General features: G+C 73.2%; 22 protein-coding genes. 10 read left to right on the forward strand and 12 right to left on the reverse strand.

Annotated elements, in window-relative coordinates; translation table 11 throughout:
• Window positions 1-1,236, reverse strand: coding sequence for a 30S ribosomal protein S6--L-glutamate ligase (gene rimK, locus AC0VX2_RS11735; RefSeq protein WP_123243984.1), 1,236 nt, complete (start codon window positions 1,234-1,236; stop codon window positions 1-3).
• 27 nt (window positions 1,237-1,263) lie between these two features.
• Here rimK and AC0VX2_RS11740 point away from each other — a divergent pair, with 27 nt between their 5' ends.
• Window positions 1,264-1,797 carry an ATP-dependent zinc protease family protein gene (locus AC0VX2_RS11740; RefSeq protein WP_251393485.1) on the forward strand — a complete coding sequence of 178 codons (534 nt, stop codon included), beginning with the start codon at window positions 1,264-1,266 and terminating at the stop codon, window positions 1,795-1,797.
• Window positions 1,794-2,909 (forward strand): succinylglutamate desuccinylase/aspartoacylase family protein, encoded by a 1,116-nt coding sequence (locus AC0VX2_RS11745; RefSeq protein ID WP_185194596.1) that lies wholly within the window; start codon window positions 1,794-1,796, stop codon window positions 2,907-2,909. The genes AC0VX2_RS11740 and AC0VX2_RS11745 overlap by 4 nt, the downstream gene beginning before the upstream one ends.
• Window positions 2,910-2,949: 40 nt before the next feature.
• Here the strand turns inward: AC0VX2_RS11745 and AC0VX2_RS11750 are convergent, their stop codons facing one another.
• From AC0VX2_RS11750 to rpsF, 5 genes are all read right to left on the reverse strand, one after another.
• Window positions 2,950-4,173: an MFS transporter gene (locus AC0VX2_RS11750; protein WP_336643933.1), complete on the reverse strand. Its 1,224-nt coding sequence runs from the start codon at window positions 4,171-4,173 to the stop codon at window positions 2,950-2,952.
• A gap of 103 nt (window positions 4,174-4,276) precedes the next feature.
• Window positions 4,277-4,738, reverse strand: coding sequence for a 50S ribosomal protein L9 (rplI, locus tag AC0VX2_RS11755; protein WP_095353501.1), 462 nt, complete (start codon window positions 4,736-4,738; stop codon window positions 4,277-4,279).
• A 28-nt stretch (window positions 4,739-4,766) separates the two neighbouring features.
• On the reverse strand, window positions 4,767-5,006 hold the full coding sequence (gene rpsR / locus AC0VX2_RS11760; protein WP_002857788.1) for a 30S ribosomal protein S18: 240 nt from the start codon (window positions 5,004-5,006) through the stop codon (window positions 4,767-4,769).
• A gap of 230 nt (window positions 5,007-5,236) precedes the next feature.
• A complete protein-coding gene (locus AC0VX2_RS11765; RefSeq protein ID WP_185194598.1) occupies window positions 5,237-5,836 on the reverse strand; it encodes a single-stranded DNA-binding protein in 600 nt (199 codons plus the stop codon).
• A gap of 132 nt (window positions 5,837-5,968) precedes the next feature.
• The gene (gene rpsF / locus AC0VX2_RS11770) at window positions 5,969-6,274 is read right to left on the reverse strand and encodes a 30S ribosomal protein S6 (protein ID WP_185194599.1); all 306 of its coding nucleotides are present in this window, start codon (window positions 6,272-6,274) and stop codon (window positions 5,969-5,971) included.
• 344 nt (window positions 6,275-6,618) lie between these two features.
• On the opposite strand from rpsF, the gene AC0VX2_RS11775 reads away from it, so the two are divergent.
• Window positions 6,619-7,188 carry a hypothetical protein gene (locus AC0VX2_RS11775; protein ID WP_185194600.1) on the forward strand — a complete coding sequence of 190 codons (570 nt, stop codon included), beginning with the start codon at window positions 6,619-6,621 and terminating at the stop codon, window positions 7,186-7,188.
• A gap of 69 nt (window positions 7,189-7,257) precedes the next feature.
• Here AC0VX2_RS11775 and AC0VX2_RS11780 read toward each other — a convergent pair whose 3' ends face one another.
• The gene (locus AC0VX2_RS11780; RefSeq protein WP_363734824.1) at window positions 7,258-8,745 is read right to left on the reverse strand and encodes a M18 family aminopeptidase; all 1,488 of its coding nucleotides are present in this window, start codon (window positions 8,743-8,745) and stop codon (window positions 7,258-7,260) included.
• Between the two features lie 106 nt (window positions 8,746-8,851).
• Here AC0VX2_RS11780 and AC0VX2_RS11785 point away from each other — a divergent pair, with 106 nt between their 5' ends.
• A complete protein-coding gene (locus AC0VX2_RS11785; RefSeq protein WP_228070598.1) occupies window positions 8,852-9,190 on the forward strand; it encodes a hypothetical protein in 339 nt (112 codons plus the stop codon).
• On the opposite strand, the gene AC0VX2_RS11790 is transcribed toward AC0VX2_RS11785, so the two are convergent.
• On the reverse strand, window positions 9,181-10,704 hold the full coding sequence (locus tag AC0VX2_RS11790; protein ID WP_363734826.1) for a glycosyltransferase family 87 protein: 1,524 nt from the start codon (window positions 10,702-10,704) through the stop codon (window positions 9,181-9,183). The two genes, AC0VX2_RS11785 and AC0VX2_RS11790, sit on opposite strands and share 10 nt — an antisense overlap.
• 168 nt (window positions 10,705-10,872) lie before the next feature.
• Between AC0VX2_RS11790 and AC0VX2_RS11795 the strand changes: the two genes are divergently transcribed.
• On the forward strand, window positions 10,873-11,958 hold the full coding sequence (locus tag AC0VX2_RS11795; RefSeq protein ID WP_010079791.1) for an inositol-3-phosphate synthase: 1,086 nt from the start codon (window positions 10,873-10,875) through the stop codon (window positions 11,956-11,958).
• Window positions 11,959-12,063: 105 nt separating this feature from the next.
• Here the strand turns inward: AC0VX2_RS11795 and AC0VX2_RS11800 are convergent, their stop codons facing one another.
• From AC0VX2_RS11800 to AC0VX2_RS11810, 3 genes are all read right to left on the reverse strand, one after another.
• Window positions 12,064-14,202: an acyltransferase family protein gene (locus AC0VX2_RS11800; protein WP_475432592.1), complete on the reverse strand. Its 2,139-nt coding sequence runs from the start codon at window positions 14,200-14,202 to the stop codon at window positions 12,064-12,066.
• 143 nt (window positions 14,203-14,345) lie between these two features.
• Window positions 14,346-14,645 carry a DUF7218 family protein gene (locus AC0VX2_RS11805; protein ID WP_144819836.1) on the reverse strand — a complete coding sequence of 100 codons (300 nt, stop codon included), beginning with the start codon at window positions 14,643-14,645 and terminating at the stop codon, window positions 14,346-14,348.
• A 52-nt stretch (window positions 14,646-14,697) separates the two neighbouring features.
• Complete coding sequence (locus AC0VX2_RS11810) at window positions 14,698-16,149, reverse strand: CCA tRNA nucleotidyltransferase (RefSeq protein WP_475432593.1); 1,452 nt, start codon at window positions 16,147-16,149, stop codon at window positions 14,698-14,700.
• Window positions 16,150-16,214: 65 nt separating this feature from the next.
• Here AC0VX2_RS11810 and AC0VX2_RS11815 point away from each other — a divergent pair, with 65 nt between their 5' ends.
• From AC0VX2_RS11815 to trxA, 5 genes are all read left to right on the forward strand, one after another.
• Window positions 16,215-16,826, forward strand: coding sequence for an NUDIX hydrolase (locus tag AC0VX2_RS11815; RefSeq protein ID WP_010079786.1), 612 nt, complete (start codon window positions 16,215-16,217; stop codon window positions 16,824-16,826).
• 46 nt (window positions 16,827-16,872) lie between these two features.
• Window positions 16,873-18,717: a murein biosynthesis integral membrane protein MurJ gene (murJ, locus tag AC0VX2_RS11820; protein ID WP_101965676.1), complete on the forward strand. Its 1,845-nt coding sequence runs from the start codon at window positions 16,873-16,875 to the stop codon at window positions 18,715-18,717.
• A 65-nt stretch (window positions 18,718-18,782) separates the two neighbouring features.
• A complete protein-coding gene (locus tag AC0VX2_RS11825; protein WP_356964443.1) occupies window positions 18,783-20,909 on the forward strand; it encodes a hypothetical protein in 2,127 nt (708 codons plus the stop codon).
• A 147-nt stretch (window positions 20,910-21,056) separates the two neighbouring features.
• Window positions 21,057-22,058: a thioredoxin-disulfide reductase gene (trxB, locus tag AC0VX2_RS11830; RefSeq protein ID WP_036337321.1), complete on the forward strand. Its 1,002-nt coding sequence runs from the start codon at window positions 21,057-21,059 to the stop codon at window positions 22,056-22,058.
• Between the two features lie 31 nt (window positions 22,059-22,089).
• On the forward strand, window positions 22,090-22,479 hold the full coding sequence (gene trxA / locus AC0VX2_RS11835; protein WP_327036762.1) for a thioredoxin: 390 nt from the start codon (window positions 22,090-22,092) through the stop codon (window positions 22,477-22,479).
• 117 nt (window positions 22,480-22,596) lie between these two features.
• Here trxA and AC0VX2_RS11840 read toward each other — a convergent pair whose 3' ends face one another.
• Window positions 22,597-23,973, reverse strand: a complete 1,377-nt coding sequence (locus AC0VX2_RS11840) for a ParB/RepB/Spo0J family partition protein (RefSeq protein ID WP_083325294.1) — start codon at window positions 23,971-23,973, stop codon at window positions 22,597-22,599.
• Window positions 23,974-24,162: the final 189 nt, after the last annotated feature.

Below are 24,162 nucleotides of genomic sequence, written 5' to 3' on the forward strand. Positions count from 1 at the left end.
TCAGGCGTCGTCGGCGGGCGCCTCGGGCGCCGGGGCCTCCTCGGCGACGGAGGCGAGGATCGGAGTGGCCGGCAGCTTCCGCACGCGCTTGGGGCGGCGGGCGCGGGCGGGGATGAGGGCGCGCATGTTCTCGGTCTTGCCGAAGCAGAGCAGCCGGTCGCCCTCCTCGAGGACCTTGGTGTCCGCGGGGTTGGGGAACACGCAGGTGCCGCGGTGCAGGGTGAGCACCTGCAGGTCCTTCGCGAGCAGCCCGGAGTCCTCGATGGACTGGCCCACCCAGCCGGAGCCGGCGTGCACGGTGATCTCACCGACGCCGTACCCGGTGGACACGGCCAGGCGCTGGCGCACGTCGATGTCCGGGAAGCCGGCCTGGTCCGCGACGTAGTCGATGATCGCGCCGGCCACGTCCAGGTCCGTGGCGGCCTCGATGCCCTGCAGCCCCGGCGAGGAGTTCACCTCCATGACCAGCGGGCCGTGCTCGCCCTCGAGCATGTCCACGCCGGCCACCCGCAGGCCCATGATGTGGGCCGCCCGCACGGCGGTCTCCGCGTACTCGGGCGAGAGCTCGACGCGCTCCACGGTGCCGCCGCGGTGCACGTTGGAGCGGAACTCGTCCCCCTGGGCCCGGCGGCGCATCGCGGCCACCACGCGGTCCCCCACCACGAGCGCGCGGATGTCCGTGCCCTTGGACTCCTCCACGAACCGCTGGATGAGCACCTGCTGGTTGGTGCCGTGCAGCGTCTCGATGATCGCCTCGGCCACCTTCTTGGTCGGCGCCAGGATCACGCCGATGCCCTGGGTGCCCTCGAGCAGCTTGATCACCACGGGCGCCCCGCCCACCATGTCGATCGCCGTGGACACCTCGCCGCGGTTGCGCACGAACACGGTGGCGGGCATGTCGATCTCATGGCGGGAGAGGATCTGGGTGGCCCGCAGCTTGTCCCGCGAGTTCATGATCCCGGCGGCCGTGTTGGGCGTGTAGACGTCCATCTGCTCGAACTGGCGCACCACGGCGGTGCCGAAGTAGGTCACCGAGTTGCCGATGCGCGGCAGCACGGCGTCATAGCCGGAGAGGGGGCGGCCACGGAACATCAGATCGGGCTCGTCCGAGCTGAGGTCGATCCCGAAGCGCAGGGTGTCCAGGACCTTCACCTGGTGGCCGCGCTCGAGCGCCGCGGTCTTGAGTCGCTGCGTCGAGTAGGCGCGCAGGGAACGGGAGAGGATGGCGAGCTTCATGACCGCTTTCCTGGGAGGATGAGGGGCGTGTCTGAATCTAAGCACACGGCCCCTGCCCCCCACGGCGTGCCCCCCACCGACGACGGCGCCGCTCGCCCGGGGCTGGTGGGCTGGCGCGAATGGGTCGGCCTGCCCGCCGCCCACACCCCCTGGATCAAGGCCAAGATCGACACCGGTGCCCGCACCTCGGCGCTCCACGCCTTCCGGATCGAGCGGCACACCGGCCCCCACGGCGAGGACCGCGTGCGCTTCGAGGTCCACCCGTGGCAGGGGTCCACCGCGGACGCCCGCACCGTGGACCTGCCGGTCGAGGACGTGCGCACCGTGCGCTCCTCCAACGGCGAGGTGCAGGACCGGTTCGTGGTGCTCATGCCGCTGCGTCTGGCCGGGCGCACCGTGGACGCCGAGGTCACGCTCACCGACCGGGACGAGATGGGCTTCCGCATGCTCGTGGGGCGCACCGCGCTGGCCGCCGGCGGCCTCCTCGTGGACCCCGCCGCCTCGTACGTGGGCGGGCAGCCGCCGCGCGGCGTGCGCCGCCGGAACCGGGGACGCGCGTGAGCCGTCGCCCCGCCCGCGCCCCCTTCGCGTTCGGCGGGGTCGAGATCCCGGCAGGCCGCCGCCACGAGCTGTCCCTGCCGATCTCCCAGCTCGTCACCGGCGCGGACGTCACCCTGCCCGTGCACGTGCTGCACGGCCGCGAGGACGGGCCCACCGTGTGGGTCTCCGCCGCGATCCACGGGGACGAGGTGGCCGGCGTCGAGATCGTCCGCCGCGTCCTGGAGCGCCTGCAGCCCACGCACCTGCGCGGCACCCTGCTGGCCGTGCCCATCGTCAACGTGCTCGGCGTCATGGCCGGGGACCGCTACCTGCCCGACCGCCGCGACCTGAACCGCTCCTTCCCCGGCTCTGCCCGGGGCTCGCTGGCCTCGCGCATCGCGCACCTGATGATGACCGAGGTGATCGGCCGCTGCACCGTGGGCATCGACCTGCACACCGGTGCGGACCGCCGCTCCAACCTGCCGCAGATCCGCTGCGACCTGGAGGACCCCCAGACCCGCGCGCTCGCCGAGGCGTTCGGCGCGCCCGTGCTCTTCCACGCCCGCCTGCGGGACGGCTCCCTGCGCGCCGCGGCCCGCGAGACCGGCGCGCGCGTGCTGCTCTACGAGGCCGGTGAGGCCTGGCGGTTCGACGAGTACGCGATCGCCCCCGGCGTGGACGGGGTCCTGCGCGTGCTCGCGGCCCTGGACATGGTGGATCCCGCGGACGTCGGGCTCACCGAGCCCGGGCCGGACGCCGTCGTCGACGCCCCCGGTCCGCTGCCCGGCGAGGTCCCCGAGGAGCGGACCACGGACGTGCCCGAGGCGACCGACGCCACCGGCGAGGACACCGCCGCCGTGCACCCCGACGTCGTCGACGGTGAGCAGGACGCCCCCTACCTGGTGTGGCAGTCCACGTGGGTGCGCGCCCGCGCGGACGGCCTCGTGCACCTGGACGTCTCCCTCGGCGAACGCGTGAACGCCGGGGACCGGATCGGCGCGCTCTACAACTCGTTCGGCCGCCGCCTCGCGCACGTGAAGGCCGAGCTGACCGGCGTGGTCATCGGCCGCACCGAGGCACCCCTGGTGCACCGCGGCGACGCCCTCGTGCACATCGGAGGATGGGACGCATGAGCAGCGGCGGGGCGCCGTCCGCGCGTCGGAGCCGCCCGGCTCAGGCCGGGGACGGGCGGCGGGCGATGGCCCGGCCGCCGTGCACGAGCCGGTAGTAGAGCAGCAGCGCCATCCCGACGCCGCCGGAGAGCAGGTACATCACCGGGATCCCGACGGCGGCCACCACCGCGCCGAGCACCATGGGGCCGAGGCCGGTGCCGAGGTCCAGGAGCAGGAAGAACGTACCCGTGGCGACGCCGATCTCGGTGGGCCGGACCACCTTGATCGCGATGGTCTGGAACACGCTCACCACGGGCCCGTAGGTCAGCCCCAGCAGGGCGCCGGCCGCGAGCATGCCCGCCGGCTCCCGCCACAGCGCCAGCACCGCGTAGGAGACCGCCATCCCCGCGAGGATCGGGTAGACGACGGCGTTGTCCCCGTGCCGGTCGTGCAGCACGCCCAGGACGGCGCGGCCCACGATGGTGCCCGCGGCGAAGAGCAGGAAGAACAGGCTCGGCACCATCGCCGGGTAGCCCTGCTGCTGCGCGAACGTGGCCATGAACGCGAGGATGCCGCCGTACATGAACCCGGAGGCCAGGGCCACGCCCGCCGCCGGCGCCACCTCCGCGGAGAACACGTCCGCCCGGTGCAGCCGGAACCGGCCCGTCAGCGGCGGCTCGGGCACGCGCAGGAACAGGGCGATCAGCAGGGCCATGCCCGTGAAGCCGATGCACGCCCAGAACAGGGCGTCGTAGCCGAGGGTGGTGCTCAGCTGCAGGGCCACCATCGGCCCGACGGCGCCCGCGAGCGTCATCGACGTGGAGAACCAGCCGGTGCCCTCGGAGCGGCGCACGGGCGGGACGATCCGCTGCACGGCCGTGGCCAGCGCGGTGCCGGCCGCGCCGAAGCACATGCCGTTGAGCAGCCGCACCGCGGTCAGCGCGGCCAGGGAGTCCGCCCAGAGGTACGCCACCGTCGTGAGGACGTAGCAGGCCAAGGCGACGAGCAGGACCCGCCGCCGCCCCCACGCGAAGGTGGCGGGTGTCGTCGTCATGCGGGTGAGGACCGCGCCCAGCACGAACGCCCCCACCACGACGCCGGCCTCCGCGTCCGACGCGCCGAAGGACGTGACGGCGTAGAGCGCCATCGCGGTCATGAGCGTGTAGAAGATCATCGCCACGAACAGGTAGGTGGCGCTGACGAGGATGAACGGGCGCGTCCACAGGGGCGGGCGCGGGGCCGCCGTCGAGCCGGCGGGGTCGGAGGGCGGTGGGGCGGAGGGCATGATCTCCATGTTCCCCCACGGCACGAGGCCCCGGCCCGCTCGTGAAGAGCGGACCGGGGCCTCGGGTGCGCGTCGCGGGCGCGACGGGCTCAGAAGCGGTTGATCACTTCTTGGCCTTGGAGGCCACGACCTGCAGCTGGACGGTCGCGATGACGTCCTCGTGCAGGCGGACCTGGGCCTCGTGGTTGCCCACGGACTTGATGTGCGCCGGCAGGGTGATCGAGCGCTTGTCCACGGAGCCGAGGCCGGCGGCCTCGATCGCCTCGGCGACGTCGGCGGTCTGGACGGCGCCGAACAGGCGACCCTCCGCACCGGCGGTGCGCTCGAGCTTCACGGTGGCGGACTGGAGCTGCGCGGCCTGGGCCTGCGCGTCCTCCAGGTTCGCCACGGCGCGGGCCGCGCGGGCCTTCTGCAGGGACTCGACCTGCTTCTCCCCGCCCTTGGTCCACACGGTGGCGAAACCGCGCGGGAGCAGGTAGTTGCGGGCGTACCCGTTCTTGACCTCGACCACGTCACCGGAGGTGCCGAGACCGGCCACTTCCTGGGTCAGGATGAGCTTTGCCATCTGGGTGTTCCTTCCTTCGCTCGCTCGATCAGCCGCGGCCGGCGCCGGCGTAGGGCAGCAGGGCCACCTCGCGGGCGTTCTTGACGGCCTGGGCGATCTTGCGCTGCTCCTGGACGGTCACGCCGGTCACGCGACGGGCACGGATCTTCCCGCGGTCGGAGATGAACTTGCGCAGCAGGGCCACGTCCTTGTAGTCGATCTCGGTGATCTTGGCGGCCTTGAGCGGGTTGGACTTCGGTTTGGGCTTGCGGAGTTCAGCCTTCGCCATCGTGGTGCTCCTTCAGAGTTCTCTGGAGCCCGCAGAACGGTTCTGCGGGATGGGATCACGCGGCGGCCCGTGCGGGGCACGGGGCCGTGTGCAGTGCGGCCCGGCGGTGCCGGGTCGCGAGGGGGATGGGCCGCCGGGGCGGCCCTCCGGGCGAGGTGCGCCCGGACGGAGAGGTCCGTGGTGTTCCGTGTCCGTCGCGGCTGTGGGGGCCGCACCCGGTCAGTGCAGGATCAGAACGGGGGCTCGTTGGAGGACGGGGTGTCCCATCCGCCGCCACCGCCGCCGCCGGACCAGGGGTCCTGCGGTGCGGCCTGGCCGCCGCCCTGCTGCTGGCCGCCCCAGCCGCCGCCCTGCTGGGCGCCGCCGAAGCCGCCGTCGTTGTTCCCCCCGAAGCCGCCGCCGGCCGGGGCGCCGCCGAAGCCGCCCCCCTGCTGGCCGCCGCCGAAGCCACCGCCGCCGCCGCCGCGCTGGGCGCGGGTGACCTTGGCCGTGGCGAACCGCAGCGCCGGGCCGACCTCGTCCACGTCCAGCTCCCAGCTGGTGCGACGATTGCCGTCCCGGTCGTCGTAGGAGCGCGCCCTGAGGCGGCCCTGCACGATCACGCGCATGCCCTTGGTCAGCGACTCCGCCACGTTCTCCGCGGCCTCGCGCCAGACCGAGCAGCGCAGGAACAGCGCTTCGCCGTCCTTCCACTCGTTGGTCTGGCGGTCGAACGTGCGGGGCGTGGACGCGACGGTGAAGTTCGCGACGGCCGCGCCGTTCGGGGTGAAGCGCAGCTCCGGGTCGGCGGTGAGGTTGCCGACCACGGTGATGACGGTCTCGCCTGCCATGGTCACTCCTGTCTTCGGGGGTTCTGCCGGTCAGTGACCGGATCCGGGGATCCGGGACTGCTCAGCGGGGTTCCGGTGGGGGCGTCGGGGACTGATCCGATGCTCTCAGACCCTCCGGACACGGTACGAGGATCACTCAGCGGTGATCTTCTGCTCCTCCGGACGAATGATCTTGGTGCGCAGGATCGTCTCGTTGAGGTTCAGCAGACGGTCCAGCTCCTGGGTGGCGGCCGGCTCCGACTGGAAGTTGACGACCACGTAGATGGCCTCGGACTTCTTCTGGATCTCGTAGGCGGTCTTGCGGCGACCCCACACGTTGATGTTGTCGACGGTGCCGCCGGCGTTCGTGACGACCTCGAGGTACTTCTTCAGGGTCGGCTCCACGGTGCGCTCGTCGACCTCAGGGTCGATCAGCACCATCAGCTCATAAGCACGCATGCGAACCCACCTCCTCTGGGCTTGCGGCCGCGGTCTCTCCGCGGCAGGAGGTTCTGCGTTCTCCCCTTACGCATGCATCCGCACTCTTCGGCGGCACGCAGGGGATCCCGTCAAGAATACCAGCACTGCGCCTCCGCAGATGAGGTGCCACCCCTAGGGGGCAGTGGGGTGGCCGGGGCTTGCCCTCGGTCGACGACGACGTACCTTGGAAGGAGGACACACATCCTGCGTCAAACCCCTCTCACGTTTCGGAGCATCCCATGTCAGAGTCCACGTCGGCAGCGCCCCAGCCGTCCCAGTCCGTCCCCTCCCGCCGCCGAGTCGCCAGCAGCCTCGCGTGGGCGGTGCCGACCGTCGTCGCCGCCGCCGCTGCCCCCGCCGAGGCGGCCAGCCCTCCCCCGCGGATCGACCGCTCGTTCCTGGTCACCCGCGGCACCCAGGCAGCCGTGCCCGGCGCGTCGGTGTCGGAATGCCGCTCGGGTTCCCGCTTGAGCGTCACTACGGACAACGTCAATACCTACTACCGGATCGTCAATGTGCAAGCCGGCTCCACGGTGACGAATGTGACCGCCTCCGTCCTGGTGCAGAGGGACATGGTGGATGCGATGGAGACTGGGAGGAACCCCACCACCTTCACCTGGACGAGCTCCACCCCGTCCTGGAGCACCCCGACCCGTGAGGTCTCCGGCACCACGCCGGCCGTGTACACCTACAACGGCATCCAGTACTACCGCTACGTCAGCAGGCTCCTCACCCCGGTACCCGCCCCCGTCTCTGGCACCATCACCCTGCCGCTCATCGGGTGGTACAGCAACTGCAGCACGACCCTCGCCGGCGTGTCGGTCAACGGGCGCGGCTCCGCCGTCGTGAACGGCGAGACCTTGGTCCAGATCGGCGGCTTTCGGACGCTGTGACCCCGGGCCCCGCCGGCTGACGCAGCCCCGCGCACGCCGCACGTGGCAGCCGTCATCCCCCGCCGCGCCTCACACCCCGCGGAAGAACTCCCGCACGGCCGCCGTCAGGTGCTCCACGTCCCGCACGCCGCACATCTCGCGCGCCGAGTGCATGGACAGCAGGCCCAGGCCCACGTCCACGGTCCGGATGCCCAGGCGGGTCGCCGAGATCGGGCCGATGGTGGAGCCGCAGGGGACGTCGTTGTTCGAGACGAACTCCTGGAACGGCACCCCCGCCACGCCGCACCAGCGGGCGAACGCGGCCTCTCCCCCCGCGTCGGTGGCGTAGCGCTGGTTGGCGTTGATCTTCAGCAGCGGGCCGTGGTTCACGCGCGGGTGGTTCACGGGATCGTGCCGCTCGGCGTAGTTCGGGTGCACCAGGTGGCCGGCGTCCGCGGACAGCAGCCAGGACCCCGCGATCGCCCGCGCTCGGCCCTGCCCGGCCACGCCGAGCGCCTCGAGCACGCGCCCCATGACCTCCTCGAGCAGCGGCCCGGCCGCCCCGGACCGCGACGCCGACCCCAGCTCCTCGTGGTCGAACGCGGCGAGCAGCGGGATCACCGGGGCGCCGGCCGCCTCACCGGCCACCCCGCCCGCGACGGTCCCCTCGTACGCGATCGCCCCCTCGGCGCCACCGTGCTCGCGCGCCAGCTCCTCGAGCGCCACGAGGCCCGCGTGCACCGAGCTCAGGTTGTCCAGCCGGCCCGACGCGAAGAACTCGCCCGCCAGCCCGAAGAGTCCGGGCGCCTGGGCGTCGGCCACCACGACGTCGTGCCCGCGCACCGCGGCCGGGTCCACGCCGGCGGCGGCCGCGAGCGCGGTCAGTACGTCACCGGGCACGCGGGCGGCCAGACCGTCGGCCTCCGCCTCGCCGGCGCCCTCGCCGCGCGGGGCGAGCGCCCCCACGACGGGGTTCGTGTGCCGCTGCCGCTTCAGCGTCAGCCCCTCGTTGACCTCGCGGTCCAGGTGGATGGCCAGCTGCGGGATGCGCCCCACGGGCCCGGTCGCGGCGAGCACCTGCGTGCCGTCGTCGAGGGCGAGACGCCCGGCGAACCGCAGCTCACGGTCCAGCCACGAGTTCAGCAGCGGGCCGCCGTACACCTCGACGCCGGCCTGCACCCAGCCGTCGGCCGTCACGGTGGCCGGGTTCGGCTTGATCTTGAACCCCGGCGAGTCCGTGTGTGCGCCGAGCACGCGGAACACCGGCACGACGCCGGCGCTCTGCCCCGCCTCGTCCGGCCCGGCCGCGCGCGCCTCAGCACCCTCGTGGCGGCCCAGCGCCCCGGCACCCATCGGCACGATCCAGGCCACCGCCGCGCCGTCGCGCACCACCACGTAGCCGCCCGGGGCCGCCGGGAAGTCGGCCGTCTCATCCAGACGGGTGAAGCCGACGGCCTCCAGGCGGCGTGCGACCTCCTCCGCGGCGTGGTAGCTGGAGGGCGAGGCGGTCACGAACTCGGCCAGGTCCCGCAGGTGGGCGGGCAGCTCGGCGGCGGTGTCACGGGTCACGGGGGTCATGCCCCGACCGTACCGCGCCCCACCATCCGTCCGACTACCCTGGCCCGAAAGCGGCCCCGGCCGCATCGCCCGCCCGTCAGCGCAGGAGGAGCCCGCCGTGGACATCATGATCGCCGTCGCCGTGGGGGTCTTCCTCCTGGTGGCGTGGACCGTGGGCGGCTGGGCCATCGTGCGGATGGGCTTCACCCGGGACGGGGACGCGGCCCGCGCCCCCGCCCACGACGCCCACGACGACGGCGCCGCGCGTCCGGCGCACCCCGGCGCGGCCGCGGACCCGGCCACCGACCCCCACGTGATCTGGCGCGAACAGATGAAGGCGGCCACGGCCGCCTCCGGGGCGCAGTGCGTCTGCCCGCCACCCCGCGAGGGCGGCGCCGCCGAGGCGGGGACGAGCACGCCGCCGTCGTCCCCGGACTGCCCGATCCACCGCTGGGACTACGCCTGAACCGCGGCCGGCTGGCCTGAGCGCCCCCGGGCCGGGCCGGCGTACGCGCCGGCGAGCGGGTCGGTGTCCGGGTGGCCGCCGTGGTCGCGCTTCACGAGGTCCTCCGCCGGGTGCAGCATCTCCCACACGACGCGCCCGCACAGCCACAGCACCGCGAGCATGTGCGCGAGGATCGCGGCCACGTAGACGGAGTCGTCCATGGAGTGCTGCGGCGGGGTCTCGGCCACCCCCTTGGCCAGGTACATCCACACGGCGAAGAAGTGCAGCGCCTCCACCGTCTGCCACACCCAGAAGTCCCGCCAGCGCGGCAGGGCGAGCGCCAGGAGCGGGATCAGCCAGACCACGAACTGCGGTGAGTACACCTTGTTGGTGAGCACGAACGCCGCCACCACCAGGAACGTCAGCTGGGCCAGCCGCGGGGTGTGCCGCACCCGCACGCCGAGCACGAAGATCCCGAGGCAGCACACCGCGAAGGTGCCGTAGGCCAGCAGGGTGAGGGAGCCCTCCGGCACGAACGCCCACCCGGCCTGCGCGGCGGTCACGTCCCACGCGTGCCACACGCTGGACAGGCCCGGCCCGCGCTCGCCGGAGAAGGTGAAGAACACGGACCACGCCTGGAAGTTCACCGCCATGAGCGGCACGTTGACCGCCGCCCACGCCGCCACCGTGCCCCCGGCCGCGAGCAGGAACGGCCGCCACCGCCGCGAGCGCACCGCCAGGATCAGCAGCGGCCCCAGGATCAGCAGCGGATACAGCTTCATGGCCGCGCCGAGGCCGAAGAGCACCCCCGCCGTCAGGGACCGGCCGCGCGACCACGCGTACATGCCGCACGCCAGCAGGGCCACGGCCCACAGGTCCCAGTTGATGGTGCCGGCCAGCACGATCCCCGGGGCCACGGCCACCATGAGCCCGTCCGTCCACCGGCGCCCCGCCATCCGGACGGTCAGCACCGCGACGACGGCCCACAGCACCACCACGAACCCGAAGTTCACGAGCCAGAACACCACCGTGCCCTGCTCCGGCGAGAACGGCAGCGCCTGCGTGATCCAGGCCGCCACCGAGCCCACGACGGACATCAGCACGGGGTACTCGAACGTGGAGCCCGCCCGGAACGGCGCCCACGGGCCCGCCGCGAACCCGCGCCCGCCGTAGAGCGCGGCCCAGTCCGAATAGCAGCCCGCGTAGTAGACGTCCGGGGCGCCCCAGCCGTGCAGCAGGCACGGCGACTTCTGCAGCACGGTCACGACGGCGGCCAGAGCCACCAGCAGCCCCGTCAGCGCCACGGGCCCGGCCCAGGAGCCGGTCCCCCGTCCGGGGCCGTTCGCCGCGAGGCCGCCGGCGAGCTGGAAGCGTCCGCCGCGCTCGCCGGGGGCGGGCAGGGTCCCGGACGGTGCGCTGTCAGCGGAACGCCCGGCGGGGGCACCCGGGTCGGCCACGGCGTCGCACGGGGCGCCGTCCGCGGCGTGAGTAGGCGGCTCGCTGGGGGTCGCGGCATTCGCGGGGGCCGGTCTCATGCCCCCATCCTAGGAAGCCGCCCGGACACCGGACGGGCGGGGCCGCCGTCGTCGGTCGTAGACTGGCGGGGTTGATCCCCGGGTGAGCGCCCCGCCGAACGGTGTGGGCCCCCCTGCGCGCGCCGCGTGCCCGCACCCGTTCCGGACAGTCGAGGAGAGAACCAGACCGTGGCCACCAATCCCATCCGCGTCGCCATCGCCGGCGTGGGCAACTGCGCAACATCCCTCATCCAGGGTGTGGAGTACTACCGCGAGGCGAAGGCCACGGACACGGTCCCAGGCCTGATGCACGTGCAGTTCGGCGACTACCACGTGTCGGACCTCGAGTTCGTGGCCGCGTTCGACGTGGACGCGAAGAAGGTCGGCCTGGACCTGTCCGAGGCCATCACCGCCTCCGAGAACAACACCATCAAGATCGCGGACGTGCCCCACGCGGACGTCACCGTCCAGCGCGGCCCCACCCTGGACGGCCTCGGCAAGTACTACGCCGAGACCATCGAGGAGTCGGAGGCCGAGCCCGTGGACGTGGCCCAGGCCCTCCGCGACGCGGAGGTGGACGTGCTGGTCTGCTACCTGCCCGTCGGCTCGCAGCGGGCCACAGAGCACTACGCCCAGGCCGCGATCGACGCCGGCGTCGCGTTCGTGAACGCCCTGCCCGTGTTCATCGCCGGCACCCCGGAGTGGGCCGAGAAGTTCACCGCCGCGGGCGTGCCGATCGTGGGCGACGACATCAAGTCCCAGATCGGCGCCACCATCACCCACCGCGTGATGGCCAAGCTGTTCGAGGACCGCGGCGTCACCCTGGACCGCACCTACCAGCTCAACGTGGGCGGCAACATGGACTTCAAGAACATGCTCGAGCGCGAGCGCCTGGAGTCCAAGAAGATCTCCAAGACGCAGGCCGTCACCTCCAACACCTCCGCGCAGCTGGGCGAGAAGGACGTGCACATCGGCCCGTCCGACTACGTGGCCTGGCTCGACGACCGCAAGTGGGCGTTCGTGCGCCTCGAGGGCCGCAACTTCGGCGACGCCCCGGTCTCGCTCGAGTACAAGCTCGAGGTGTGGGACTCCCCCAACTCGGCCGGCGTGATCATCGACGCCGTGCGCGCCGCGAAGATCGCCCTGGACCGCGGCATCGGCGGCCCGATCCTCTCGGCCTCGTCCTACTTCATGAAGTCCCCGCCCGTGCAGCACAACGACGACGCGGCGCACGAGCTCGTGGAGGCCTTCATCCGCGGCGACATCGAGCGCTGACCCGCCCGGTCCCGCGGACCGCGCACGACGCCGGCCCGTCACCTTCCCCGTGGAGGTGACGGGCCGGCGTCGTCGTGGGGGCGCGTGCCGCCCCGGCCACCGCGCTCAGCGCCGCGTGCCGAGCCGGTCCTCGATGGTGAGCCGGACGAGCTGGGCGTACATGGCCTGGCCGTCGGCGCGGGGGTGCACGCCGTCGGCGGAGAAGTCCGTGACGTGCTGCTTCGCCGCGGCGTCCCAGTCCGCCAGGACGATCCGGTCCGGGTGGGCCTTGGCCTGCGCCTCCATCTGCACCTGCACGTCCGCGATCCAGTCCATCGGGCCGTGCGGCACCACGAGCACGAGCAGCCGGTCCTCGCCGACGGCCGCCAGGATCTTCTCCCAGTCGCCCCGATGGGTGGTGCCGTTGGCGCCCAGGGCCACCACGACGACGTCGCTCAGCTGGCCGTCCGCCTTGAGCTTCTCGATCTCGTCCGCGGCGTCCCAGATCTGGTAGCCCACCTCCGCCTCCAGCAGCATCCCCGGCAGCTGCTCCAGGAGCGTGGGCGCGGCCGAGAGCGAGACGGAGTCGCCGATCAGGGTGACGTCCGGGCCGAGCTCGGACGGCGGCAGGGCCGCGGTGAGCTGCTCCTTGGAGTACGTGGGGCGCGTGACGGCCGGGTCGCCGAGCCCGAGCCCGGACGGCTCGGCGGACGACCCGGGCGAGGACGTCGCACCGGCGGAGCCCTCCGCGTCCCCGGGGGCGGCCGAGCCGGGCGAGGCCGAGGCCGACGCCTCGGCCCGCTTCGACTGCTCCGCCGCGCGGGACTCGCGGGCCGCCTGCTGCGCCGCCTGGGCGGCCTTGAGGGACTCCTCCGCCTGGGCGATGTCCTGCTCGAGCTGGGTCTGCGCGGGCGAGTGCACCACGGCGGCCACGGCCGCCGCGGGGACGGCCACGAGCCCCAGCGCCGTGGCGGCGGCCGCGAGCCGGCCGATCGGCCCGGCCCCGCCCGTGAACGCCCGCCGAGCGGCTGCGCCCCAGCGACCGAAGGCACCCCTGAACCCCTCGTGGAGGATGGGCTCCTCGATCAGCCGGGTGCTCAGGTCGGCGATCAGGGCGGTCAGCAGCAGGATCGCGCCGGCGGCCACGGGCTCGACCCACCCGGGGGCGTCCACGGGCACCATCACGCGCATGATCACGAGCAGCGGCCAGTGCCACAGGTACGCGGCGTAGGAGCGGCGCCCCCACCAGCGCAGGAACCCGTTGCCCAGCGCGCGAGAGAGCGAGTCGCGCCGGTCGCCCTGCACCACGTGCCAGACGATGAACGCGACGACGGCGGACAGGCCCGCCAGCACTCCGCGGTACGTGCTCGCGTGGCCGCCGTCGACCAGGGCGAAGCCCGCCGCGAGCACCGCGACGGCGCCCCACGCGACAGCCACCCGCGTGGCCGAGGTCCGCGGCTCGGGGCCGCCGTGCTCGGGCCGGGGCACATGGGCCAGGCCGATCGCCACGCACGCGCCGAACAGCAGGCCGAAGGCGTGGGTGTCCGTGCCGAAGTAGAGGCGGGCCTGCTCGAACCCGTGCCACGAGCCCCAGGCCATCCACGCCGCGGAGGCCACGGCCGCGACCGCGACCACCAGGATGCGACGTCGGTCCGCCACCCGCCCCGAGTTCACCGTGCTGCGCGGCGGCCAGGTGAGCAGGAGCAGCCCCCAGAGGAGCAGGGGCCAGAGGATGTAGAACTGCTCCTCGATCGCCAGGGACCACAGGTGCTCGAACAGGGGCGGCGAGGCGCGGTTGAAGTAGTCCCCGCCCTCCAGGATCATCACCCAGTTGCTGGTGTAGGTCAGGGCGCCGAACCATTGGCGACCCAGGCCCGCGGGGAACTCGTCCACCGCCAGCCACGCGAGCGCGGTGGTGCCCACGAGCGCCATCAGCATGGCCGGGATGAGTCGTCGGACGCGCTTCATCCAGAAGGTGCCCAGCGCCACGCCCCGGCCCGCGTCCACACCGCGGACCAGGCCGGTGGTGATGAGGAAGCCGGAGAGCACGAAGAACATGTCCACGCCCACGAACCCGCCGCGCAGGAAGGTGGGCCAGGCGTGGAAGACGAGCACGGCGAGCACCGCGATCCCCCGCAGCCCGTCGAGGGCGGTCACCCGGCCGGGGCCGCGGCTGACCCGCGTGCCGACCTTGACGGCGGGCACGCCGTCCTGGGGCGACAGGGCATGGCGGGGCACGGGCGCGGTGCGCTGGTCGGAACTCACAGCGGTCGATCATTCCATCCCGACCTGGATGGGCCAAAGCCTCCGGCTATCCCCGCCCACCCCACCGCGTTGGGGGCGGTTTCCGGCGGTATTCCACTCCCAAAGCACCGATTTCCGCCCCGGAAGCGGGGGGCGGGCGCCGGTCAGTGGTTCCGCAGCGCCTCGATGAGCTCGTCCTTGGTCATGGTGGAGCGGCCCTCGATGTCGAGCTCGCGGGCCCGCTTCGCGAGCTCGTCCTTGGTCCAGTCCTCGTAGGAGCCGGCCTCGCCGCCGCGCTCGGCGACCTCGTCCCGGCCGTCCCGGGCGGACGCGTTGGCGATCCGCGCGGCCTTCTCCTCGCTCGCGCCCTCGCGGCGCAGCGCCTCGTAGACCTCGGGGTCCTTGATGCTGGAGGTGCCGGGGCCCATGGGGGCGCCGTTCTTCTCGGTCTTCTTCTCAGCCATGCGGCCAGTGTGGTCCCGGCCCGACGACGGGTGGAAGGTCCGCCGCGCCGCCTCAGTCCTGCTGGGCCTCCGGCTGCTCGGCCCACCAGCGCCGCAGCTCCGCCTCGGCCACGGCCTGCTCGTGCGGGCCCTCGTCGAGGCGCCACTCGAGCAGGTGGGTGTACGCCCGCCCCACCACCGGGCCCGGGCGGATCCCCAGCAGCGCCATGATCTGCTGCCCGTCCAGATCCGGCCGCACGGCGGCGAGCTCCTCGGCCTCGGCGATCTCGGCGATGCGCCGCTCGAGGTCGTCGTACGCGTGGGCCAGCCGCTCGGCCTTGCGCCGGTTGCGGGTGGTCACGTCCGAGCGGGTCAGCGCGTGCAGGCGGGGCAGCAGGTCGCCGGCGTCGTGGGCGTACCGGCGGACGGCGGAGTTGGTCCAGCCGGCGTCGCCGTAGCCGTAGAACCGCATGTGCAGCTCCACCAGACGGGCCACCGCCTTGATGGTGTCGTTGTCGAACTTCAGGGCACGCAGCCGCTTGCGGACGAGCTTGGCGCCCACGGTCTCGTGGTGCCGGAAGGTGACGGCCCCGCCCTGCTCGAAGCGGCGTGTGGCCGGCTTGCCGACGTCGTGCAGCAGCGCCGCCAGGCGCAGCACGGGGTCGGGGGTCGACGGCGAGTACTCGCCCTCCAGCTCCATGGCCTGCTCCAGCACGGTCAGGGAGTGGGCGTAGACGTCCTTGTGCCGGTGGTGCTCGTCCGACTCGAGCTGCAGGGCGGGCAGCTCGGGCAGGACGTGGTCGGCCAGGCCGGTGCGTACGAGCAGGTCGAGGCCGGCGCGCGGGTGCGCCCCGCAGACGAGCTTGACGAGCTCCTCGCGGACGCGTTCGGCGGAGATGATCGTGATCCGCTCGGCCATCGCGGTCATGGCCTCCTCCACCTCGGGGGCCACGGCGAAGCCGAGCTGGGAGGCGAAGCGGGCGGCGCGCATCATGCGCAGCGGGTCGTCGGAGAAGGAGTCCTCGGGGGTGCCGGGGGTGCGCAGCACGCCGGCGTGCAGGTCCTGCATGCCACCGAAGGGGTCCACGAGCTCGAGGGCGGGCAGGCGCAGGGCCATGGCGTTGACGGTGAAGTCGCGGCGCAGCAGGTCGTCCTCGAGGCTGTCGCCGAAGGCCACCTGCGGCTTGCGGCTGGCCGGGTCGTACTGCTCGGCCCGGTAGGTGGTGACCTCGAGCTGCCAGCCGGCCTTGCGGAAGCCGATGGTCCCGAACCGCCGCCCCACGTCCCACGTGGCGTCCGCCCAGCCGGCGCCGACGGCCTCGGACGCGTCCGGGTCGGCGTCCGTGGTGAAGTCGAGGTCCAGCGACGGCCGCCCCAGGAAGAGGTCGCGGACCGGGCCGCCCACCAGGGAGAGCTCGTGGCCGGCGGCCTCGAACCTCCGCCCCAGCTCCACGACGACGGCGGGCAGGGTGGCGTCCGCGGGGAAGCCGGGGGGCAGCGCGTGGGTGGCGGTGGTCAGATCCATGATGCCTACAAGGGTGCCAGACGGTCCCGGCACGGGCCCGCGCGGGCCGGGCTAGAGTTGACGGCATGACCCGCCCCGATCCCTCCGCGCACCGGGGCGCCCCCCTGCCCTCCGCGCTGGGGGCGTGGCGTCGCCGGCCGCAGCCGCCTCTGCGCCCCGTCACCTCGGCCCCCGCGGGACCCCGTTCCGCCGCAGCCGCCTCCCTGCCCACGGTGGAGGAGGTCTCCGCCGGCGGCGTCATCGTCCGCGAGCATGACGGCGGCCTCGAGGTGGCCGTGATCGCCCGCTACAACCGCGGTGGCCGGCTCGAGTGGTGCCTGCCCAAGGGCCATCCCGAGGGCGAGGAGGACCACCGGCAGGCGGCCGTGCGCGAGGTGGAGGAGGAGACCGGGATCGCCGGCCACATCCTCGAGCCGCTCGGCGCGATCGACTACTGGTTCACAGTCGCCCGGCACCGCGTCCACAAGACCGTGCACCACTTCCTGCTGCGCGCCACGGGCGGCGAGCTGACCACGGAGAACGACCCGGACCACGAGGCCGTGGACGTCGCGTGGGTGCGCCTCGAGGACGTCGCGCGCCGCCTCTCCTTCGCCAACGAGCGCCGGATCGTCGACCTGGCCCGCCAGGTGGTCGACCAGCACTTCCCCCCGGGCGGTGCCCGGGGCCCCCGCCCCTGATCCACCGCCCCCGGCACGGGGCCTTCCGACCACGATTGGGTGACCCTTGAGCAGCAGACCCGCCCCGCGCCGAGCGCAGGACCCCGCCCACGCCGGCGTCGCCGACGAGGAGCCGACGACGACGGACCCCGCCCCCGCCACGGATCCGGCCGCCGTGGACCCCGCGGACGAGACCCCCGAGGGCGAGCGCCGCGCCGGCCGGTCCACCGCGATCATGGCCTCCGGCACGCTCCTCTCCCGCGTGCTGGGCCTCGTCCGTGCGACGCTGGTGACGGTGGCGATCGGCCTGTCCGCGGACATGGCCGACATCTTCGAGATCGCCAACTCCCTGCCGAACGTGATCTACCTGCTCCTGGTGGGCGGCGTGTTCAACGTCGTGCTCGTGCCGCAGCTGATCAAGCACGCCCGCGACGCCGACCGGGGCGCGGACTACACCTCCCGCCTGATGACGCTCGGCACGCTCGTGATGCTCGCCGGCACGGTGGTGGTCATGCTGGCGGCAGCCCCGCTCATGACGGCCCTGACCCGCGGCTGGTCGCCGGAGAAGCTCGAGATGGCCACCGTGTTCGCCCTGTGGTGTCTGCCCCAGGTGTTCTTCTACGGCATGTACGCGCTGGTGGGGCAGGTGCTCAACGCCAACGGGCGCTTCGGCGCCTACATGTGGGCGCCGGTACTGAACAACGTCGTCGCGATCGGCGCGATCGTGCTGTACCTGGGCATGTTCGGGGCGTACCGGGCCGGGGACGACCTCGCCGGGTGGACGAGCGCACAGACGGTCGTGCTGGCCGGCGGCCACACCCTGGGCGTCGTGCTGCAGGCCGTGATCCTCTTCCTGCCGCTGCGCGGGCTCGGCCTGGGCCTGCGCCCGAGGTTCGGCTGGAAGGGCATCGGCCTGCGGGACACCGGCCGGATCGCCGGGTACACCCTGGTCACGATGGTCGCCACGAACGTGGTGCTCCTGCTGTGCCAGCGGTACGTCACCTCCGCCACGGAGGCCCGCGACCGCGGCGAGCTGCGCATCCCGGGCACGGAGACCTGGAGCGCCGAGATGGCGCAGGCGGCCATCCCCGGTGTGGCCGCGTACAACATGGCGATGCTGATGGCCGTGCTGCCCCATTCGGTGTTCGTGCTCTCCCTGGCCACCGTGCTCTTCAACCGGCTGGCCCGCGCCATGGGCCGCCAGGACATGTCCGCGGTGCGGCGCACGACGGCGCAGGGTCTGCGCGCGTTCACCGTGCCGCTGATGTTCTGCCTCGCCGGCGTGGTGGTCCTGGCGGGCCCCCTGGGCCGCGTCTTCGGCTCGACGGCCGAGACGGCGATGGTGGCCGGCGTCGCGGTGGGCTCGGTCCTGCTCGCGCTGGCGCTGTCCATCCCGTTCCGCTCGGGCTCCTTCTACCTGCTGCGCGTGTTCTACGCCGCCGAGGACGCCAAGGTGCCGATGGTGGTCCAGGTCAGCGGCTCGCTCCTGATGCTGCTGCTCTCGTGGGCGGGCGCGATGCTGCTGCCGCTGTGGTCCATGGCCCTGTGGGTCGCGGTCGCCTCGTCCGTCTCGTACGTGTACCAGTTCGTCCTGACCCATGTGCTCACCGTGCGCCGGTTCGGGGACTACGGCCTCGCATCCGTGCTGCGTGCCCACGTCCAGACCGGCCTGGCCGCGCTGGCCGCGGCGGCCGCGGGCGTCGTCGTCGTGTGGCTGCTGGGCGGGTACACCGGCGGGTTCGCGTGGAACTCCATCGGGACGGCGCTGCTCACGTGCGCGGTGGCCGCCGTGGCGATGGGTCCGGTGTACCTGATGGTGCTGCGGGCCATGCGGTTCCCCGAGCTGGACGACGCCCTCCGGCCGCTCGTCGCCCGCGTGCCGGCGCTGGGTCGTCTGCTGCGCGTCGGCTGATCTCTGGCCGCGACGGCCACGCCACGTATCATCGGATTCCGACCCCGTCGTCAGGAGAAGAGCCCGTGCCCCAGCCCATCGCCGTCGGCGCCGTCCTGGGCGGCCGCTATCGCATCACCCAGCACGTGGTGACGTCCGCGGACCAGGACATGGTGTTCCTGGGCACGGACCAGGTGCTCAACCGCCGCGTCACCGTGCTCGTGGCCTCACGTGAGAACGCCACGCAGGTGGCCTCGTCCGCGCGGGAGCTGGCCACGGGCGAGCGCACCGACGACGTGCAGGTGCTCGACCTGGGGCTGTCCGAGGGCCGCACGTACCTGATCGCCGGCGGGGACCCCGACCCGGACGTCCTGCTGGGTCTGGCGTACCCGCAGGAGCTGTACGTGGAGCCGTTCCAGACGGACAGCCTCGGCTCCGAGCTGTTCGGCGAGTCGCGGACCGGAGACCCCCACGCCTACGACGACGACGAGGCGTACTACACCGACCTCGACCGCCGGCTCCGCGCGGACGAGGACGAGGCCCAGCGTCGTCCCGGGTTCCTGAACCGCCTCTCCGAGCGCCTCGCCGAGCGGGTCCGTCCCTCCGACGGCACCGCGGCGAAGGCGGCCGCCGGGGCGTCGGCCCTGGCCGCGGCGGACGCCGCCACCCGGAAGCAGCAGGAGGAGCGCGAGCGCGCGGAGCGGGAGGCCGCCGAGCGTGCAGAACGCGAGCGCAAGGAGGCCGAGGAGAAGGCACGCGCCGAACGGGAGGCCGCGGAGCGGGCCGAGCGGGAGCGCAAGGAGGCCGCCGAGCGTGCAGAACGCGAGCGTCGGGAGGCGGAGGAGCGTGCCGAGGAGGAGCGCCGCGCCGAGGCCGAGCGCGCCCGTCGCCAGGCGGAGCAGGAGGCTGAGGAGCGGGCCGCGCGCGAGCGGGAGGCCGAGCAGGCCCGGCTGGCCGCGGAGCGGGAGGAGGCCGAGCGCCGCGAGCTCGAGCGCCGGGCCGAGGCCCGCCGTCGTGCCGAGGAGGAGCGCGCCCGGGAGGCCGCGGAGCGCGAGGCTGAGAAGCGCGCGGCCCAGGAACGCGAGGCCGCGGAGCGCGAGGCTGAGAAGCGCGAGGCCCAGGCGGGCACCGCCGCACTCCCGGCTGTCGCGGCGGGGGCCGCCGCCGCGCAGGCCACCGACGCCGATGCCGACGGGGCCACGCCGCCCACCGAGCCCGTCGAGCCCGTCGAGCCCGTGGCGGCCGAGAAGACCGACGCGCCGGAGCCGGTCGCCCCGGACACCGAGGCGATCCCCGTGCGGCGCCAGCGACCCGTCCCCCGCCGAACGATCGCGGCCGAGTCCGCGCCGCCCGTCCACGAGGAGTCCCGCGGCACGGCGGCGCCGGTGGCTGCCGGGGCCGCAACGGGGGCCACCGCGGCGGCTGCCGGTTCGACGTCCGCCGCCGCGGCTCCGGATGTCCTGGCCGCCCCGGCCACCACCGGGAGTGGTGACGGCGCCACGGTGGCCGACCCGGGCGACGGCAACGGCCGCACGCGCGGCGGCGGTCCGCTGGCTCTGGTCCTCGTGGTCGGCCTGCTCGCCGCACTCGTCGTGGGCGGGGTGCTGCTGGCCCAGAACCTGCGCGGCGGGCCGGCCCCGCAGGCCGCGTCGTCCGAGTCTGAGTCTGCGTCGTCCGAGTCCGCATCGGACACCCCGTCGCCGTCGGAGAGCACCAGCCCCTCCCCCACCCCGACCAGCGAGAGCGCCGCGGCCGCCCCGCAGCCCGTCCAGGCCCTGCGCTCGGTGCCGGACCTGCCGGAGCACGAGGCCGAGCACGACGCGGACCTGAGCAACCTCATCGACGGCGACCCCACCACCGTGTGGCGCACCTTCGCCTACGCACGGCCGAACTTCGGCGGCTATGTGGAGAGCATGAACCTCGTGGTCCAGCTCGAGGAGCGCACCGAGGTGAACGAGGTGACCCTGCAGAGCACGGGGGCCACCGGTGGCGCCTGGTTCGCCTACATCGCCGACTCCCCCGAGGGCGCGAACGCCCAGGAGATCGGCAACGGCACCTTCGACCAGGACACCGTCTCCATCCCAGTGCCGTTCGAGGGCACCGAGGCCGAGGCCGAGTACGTGATCGTCAGCCTCACCTCGCTGCCCCAGCTGGAGGGCACGACGTCGGACCTCCCGTTCGGCCTGCGCCTCGGCGAGATCGCCGTCCGCTGACCCCGCGCCCAGGCGACGGCGCGCCGGACCTTCCGGCCGCCGTCGCCGGACGTCGCTGCACCGCGGCCCGACACCGCGGAATACCCGCCCGTGGCTCCGCCGTTGTCCTGGAGGAGCGTCCACCACCCCGATCCACTGGAGGAACCCGTGGCCCCCACCGCCCAGGACCAGAGCGTCCACAACGTCGTGATCGTCGGATCCGGCCCCGCCGGATACACCGCGGCGATCTACACCGCCCGCGCCGACCTCTCCCCCGTCCTCGTGGCCGGGGCGGTGACCGCGGGCGGCGAGCTGATGAACACCACCGAGGTGGAGAACTTTCCGGGCTTCCCGGAGGGTGTGCAGGGGCCCGAGCTGATGGCGAACCTCGAGGCCCAGGCCCGCCGGTTCAACACGGAGGTGGTCTACGACGACGTCGTGCAGGCCGACCTGACGTCGAACCCCAAGGTGCTCACACTCGGCGACGGCACCCAGCTGCGCACCCACGCGGTCATCCTCACGACCGGCTCCGCCTACCGGAAGCTCGGCGTTCCCGGCGAGGAGCGCCTCTCCGGCCACGGCGTCAGCTGGTGCGCCACGTGCGACGGCTTCTTCTTCCGCGAGCAGGAGATCGCGGTCGTGGGCGGCGGCGACTCCGCCATGGAGGAGGCCCTGTTCCTCACGAAGTTCGCGTCCAAGGTGACCGTGCTGGTCCGCAAGGACGAGCTGCGCGCCTCCAAGGTGATGGCCCACCGTGCCATGGAGAACGAGAAGATCGAGTTCCGCTGGAACACCGAGGTCACGGAGGTGACGGGTGACGACAAGGTCAACACCCTCCGCCTGCGGGACACCCGCACCGGCGAGGCGTCCACGCTGGACGTGACCGGCCTGTTCGTGGCCATCGGCCAGGACCCGCGCACGGACCTGGTGCAGGGCCAGGTGGAGCTCACGGAGCACGGCACCATCCGCATCGACCATCCGTCCTCGCGGACCTCCCAGCCGGGCGTCTTCGCCGCCGGCGACGTCACGGACCACACCTACCGCCAGGCCATCACCGCCGCCGGCTCGGGCTGCGTGGCCGCCCAGGACGTGGAGCACTACCTCGCGACCGTGGCCGACGTGGAGGAGGCCGCGCCGGCCGGCCCGGAGTCGGACGCGGTTCCGGCATGAGCCACTGACTCATCACCCCTGACCGAGCGTCATGAGTCATGTCGATAACACCCCTGTCCACCCCCGTCAGACACAGAACAACCCCCAGGAGGCTGCCATGAGCACCATCACCGTCACCGACGCCGACTTCGACCAGAAGGTCCTCCAGTCCGAGCTGCCCGTCCTCGTGGACTTCTGGGCCGAGTGGTGCGGCCCGTGCCGCATGCTCGGGCCTGTCCTGGAGGACATGGCCGTGGAGCACGAGGGCAAGGCCGTGATCGCCAAGCTCAACGTGGACGAGAACCCGGCCATCGCCGCGCGCTACGGCGTCACCTCCATCCCGCTCGTCGTGGGCTTCCAGAACGGCGAGAAGGTCGCCGAGTCCGTGGGCGCCAAGCCCAAGGCCGCGCTGGAGAAGGAGTTCTCGGCCCTGCTCGGCTGAGCCCCTCCCCCACTCACCACGACGGCCCCGTCACCCGAGAGGGTGGCGGGGCCGTCGTGCGTCGATCTCCAGGACCAGCGGCGGGTGCCCGTGGACGCCGTCCGCGGGAGCTCCGGATCAGGACTTCTTGCCCTTCCCCTTGCCGTCCTGACCGCCCTGGATGAGGTCCATGATGCGGTTCAGGTCCTCCACGGTGGTGAAGTCGATGGCGATGCGTCCCTTGCGCGCGCCGAGGGTGATCTTCACGGCGGTGTCCAGGCGGCTGGTGAGCGCGCTGGCGTAGTGGTCCAGGCGCTCGTGGCGGGCGTCGTCCGTGCTGCGCTGCGGCGTGCGGCCCGGCCGGAGCCCGCCCTGCAGCTGCGCGACAGCCTCCTCCGTGGCCCGGACGGACAAGCCCTCGGACTGGATCCGCTGCGCCAGACGCTCCATGTCCGACGGGTCCGTGAGACCGAGCAGCGCGCGAGCATGGCCGGCCGAGAGCGTGCCGGCGGCCACGCGGCGCTGCACGAGGGGCGGCAGCTTGAGCAGTCGGAGCGTGTTGGAGATCTGCGGACGGGAGCGGCCGATGCGCTGGGACAGCTCCTCCTGCGTGCAGGCGAAGTCCTCCATCAGCTGCTGGTAGGCGGCGGCCTCTTCGAGCGGGTTCAGCTGGGAGCGGTGCAGGTTCTCCAGCAGAGCGTCCCGCAGGAGGTCCTGGTCCGGGGTCTGGCGGACGATGGCCGGGATGGTGTCCAGGCCGGCCTTCTGGGTGGCGCGCCACCGGCGCTCGCCCATGATCAGCTCATAGGGGGTGGGGCCGTCCACCTCGCGCACGACGATCGGCTGCAGGATGCCGACTTCGCGGATCGAGGTGACCAGTTCCGCCATGTGGTCCTCGTCGAACACCTCACGCGGCTGCCGCGGGTTCGGGTGGATGTCCCCCACCGGGATCTCCCGCAGGACCGCGATGTCCGCTGATACGATCCCCACGGTCGCGACGGACTCCGCGGTCGTGTCCACCGGTTCCTCCCTCGACGACGCCGCGGCGGTGGCGCGCTTGCTGGGCGCCTTCACCGTCGGCATGGCCGGGCGCCCCTTGGTGGATCGCGCCGCAGGTGCGTCCTCGGAGTCGGCGGAGAAGAAGACGTCGACGGGACGCTGCGCGGGTCGAGAGGCACGCTTCGACGAGGTGGCCCCTGTCTGAGTGCCGGGCGAGGCGTTCCGGCCAGTCGCGGGAGTTGATTTCGCGGCCTGCGGTGGGCGGGCCGTGGTCTTTCGCTGCGGCCCCGACGGGTCCGGCTCAGTGGACTCCCCTGACGTCTTGGTTGTCGCGGTGCTGCGCGTCGATGTCGTCGTGCTCTCCGCTGCCGCGGCGGCCTCCGGGCCACTCTTCGCGGGCATCCGAGAGTCCTTCGGGGAGGAGGATGTCTCGGCGTTCTCTTCCGGGACTTCTACAGTGCTCTGGATCAGGGCGCCGAGGCCTCGCCCCAGGCCTCCTCGACGGCTCGTCTTCAACGGGTCCTCCTGCAGTGAGTGGGTCTGCGATCAGTGTAGGTGAGCGGTCTGATCTCGATGATTCCGGGCGGCGCGAGGAGACCCCGCACGTTGCACTGGCCCCGACTGTTGGTGGCCACGCGAGGGGGCGGGGGCGTGCGCGTGGACGTCTGCCGCGAGAGTGAGTGTTTCACGTGGAACACTCTGAGT

This window comes from Micrococcus sp. iso_239, assembly GCF_056173395.1.

Excerpts from the sequence above, each read along its gene's own strand:
- rimK (WP_123243984.1), bottom strand. The coding sequence starts at position 1,236 with ATGAAGCTCGCCATCCTCTCCCGTTCCCTGCGCGCCTACTCGACGCAG.
- AC0VX2_RS11780 (WP_363734824.1), bottom strand. The coding sequence starts at position 8,745 with ATGACCCCCGTGACCCGTGACACCGCCGCCGAGCTGCCCGCCCACCTG.
- AC0VX2_RS11750 (WP_336643933.1), bottom strand. The coding sequence starts at position 4,173 with ATGCCCTCCGCCCCACCGCCCTCCGACCCCGCCGGCTCGACGGCGGCC.
- AC0VX2_RS11790 (WP_363734826.1), bottom strand. The coding sequence starts at position 10,704 with ATGAGACCGGCCCCCGCGAATGCCGCGACCCCCAGCGAGCCGCCTACT.
- rpsF (WP_185194599.1), bottom strand. The coding sequence starts at position 6,274 with ATGCGTGCTTATGAGCTGATGGTGCTGATCGACCCTGAGGTCGACGAG.
- AC0VX2_RS11815 (WP_010079786.1), top strand. The coding sequence starts at position 16,215 with ATGACCCGCCCCGATCCCTCCGCGCACCGGGGCGCCCCCCTGCCCTCC.
- AC0VX2_RS11805 (WP_144819836.1), bottom strand. The coding sequence starts at position 14,645 with ATGGCTGAGAAGAAGACCGAGAAGAACGGCGCCCCCATGGGCCCCGGC.
- AC0VX2_RS11765 (WP_185194598.1), bottom strand. The coding sequence starts at position 5,836 with ATGGCAGGCGAGACCGTCATCACCGTGGTCGGCAACCTCACCGCCGAC.
- AC0VX2_RS11785 (WP_228070598.1), top strand. The coding sequence starts at position 8,852 with ATGATCGCCGTCGCCGTGGGGGTCTTCCTCCTGGTGGCGTGGACCGTG.
- rplI (WP_095353501.1), bottom strand. The coding sequence starts at position 4,738 with ATGGCAAAGCTCATCCTGACCCAGGAAGTGGCCGGTCTCGGCACCTCC.
- trxA (WP_327036762.1), top strand. The coding sequence starts at position 22,090 with ATGAGTCATGTCGATAACACCCCTGTCCACCCCCGTCAGACACAGAAC.
- rpsR (WP_002857788.1), bottom strand. The coding sequence starts at position 5,006 with ATGGCGAAGGCTGAACTCCGCAAGCCCAAACCGAAGTCCAACCCGCTC.
- AC0VX2_RS11810 (WP_475432593.1), bottom strand. The coding sequence starts at position 16,149 with ATGGATCTGACCACCGCCACCCACGCGCTGCCCCCCGGCTTCCCCGCG.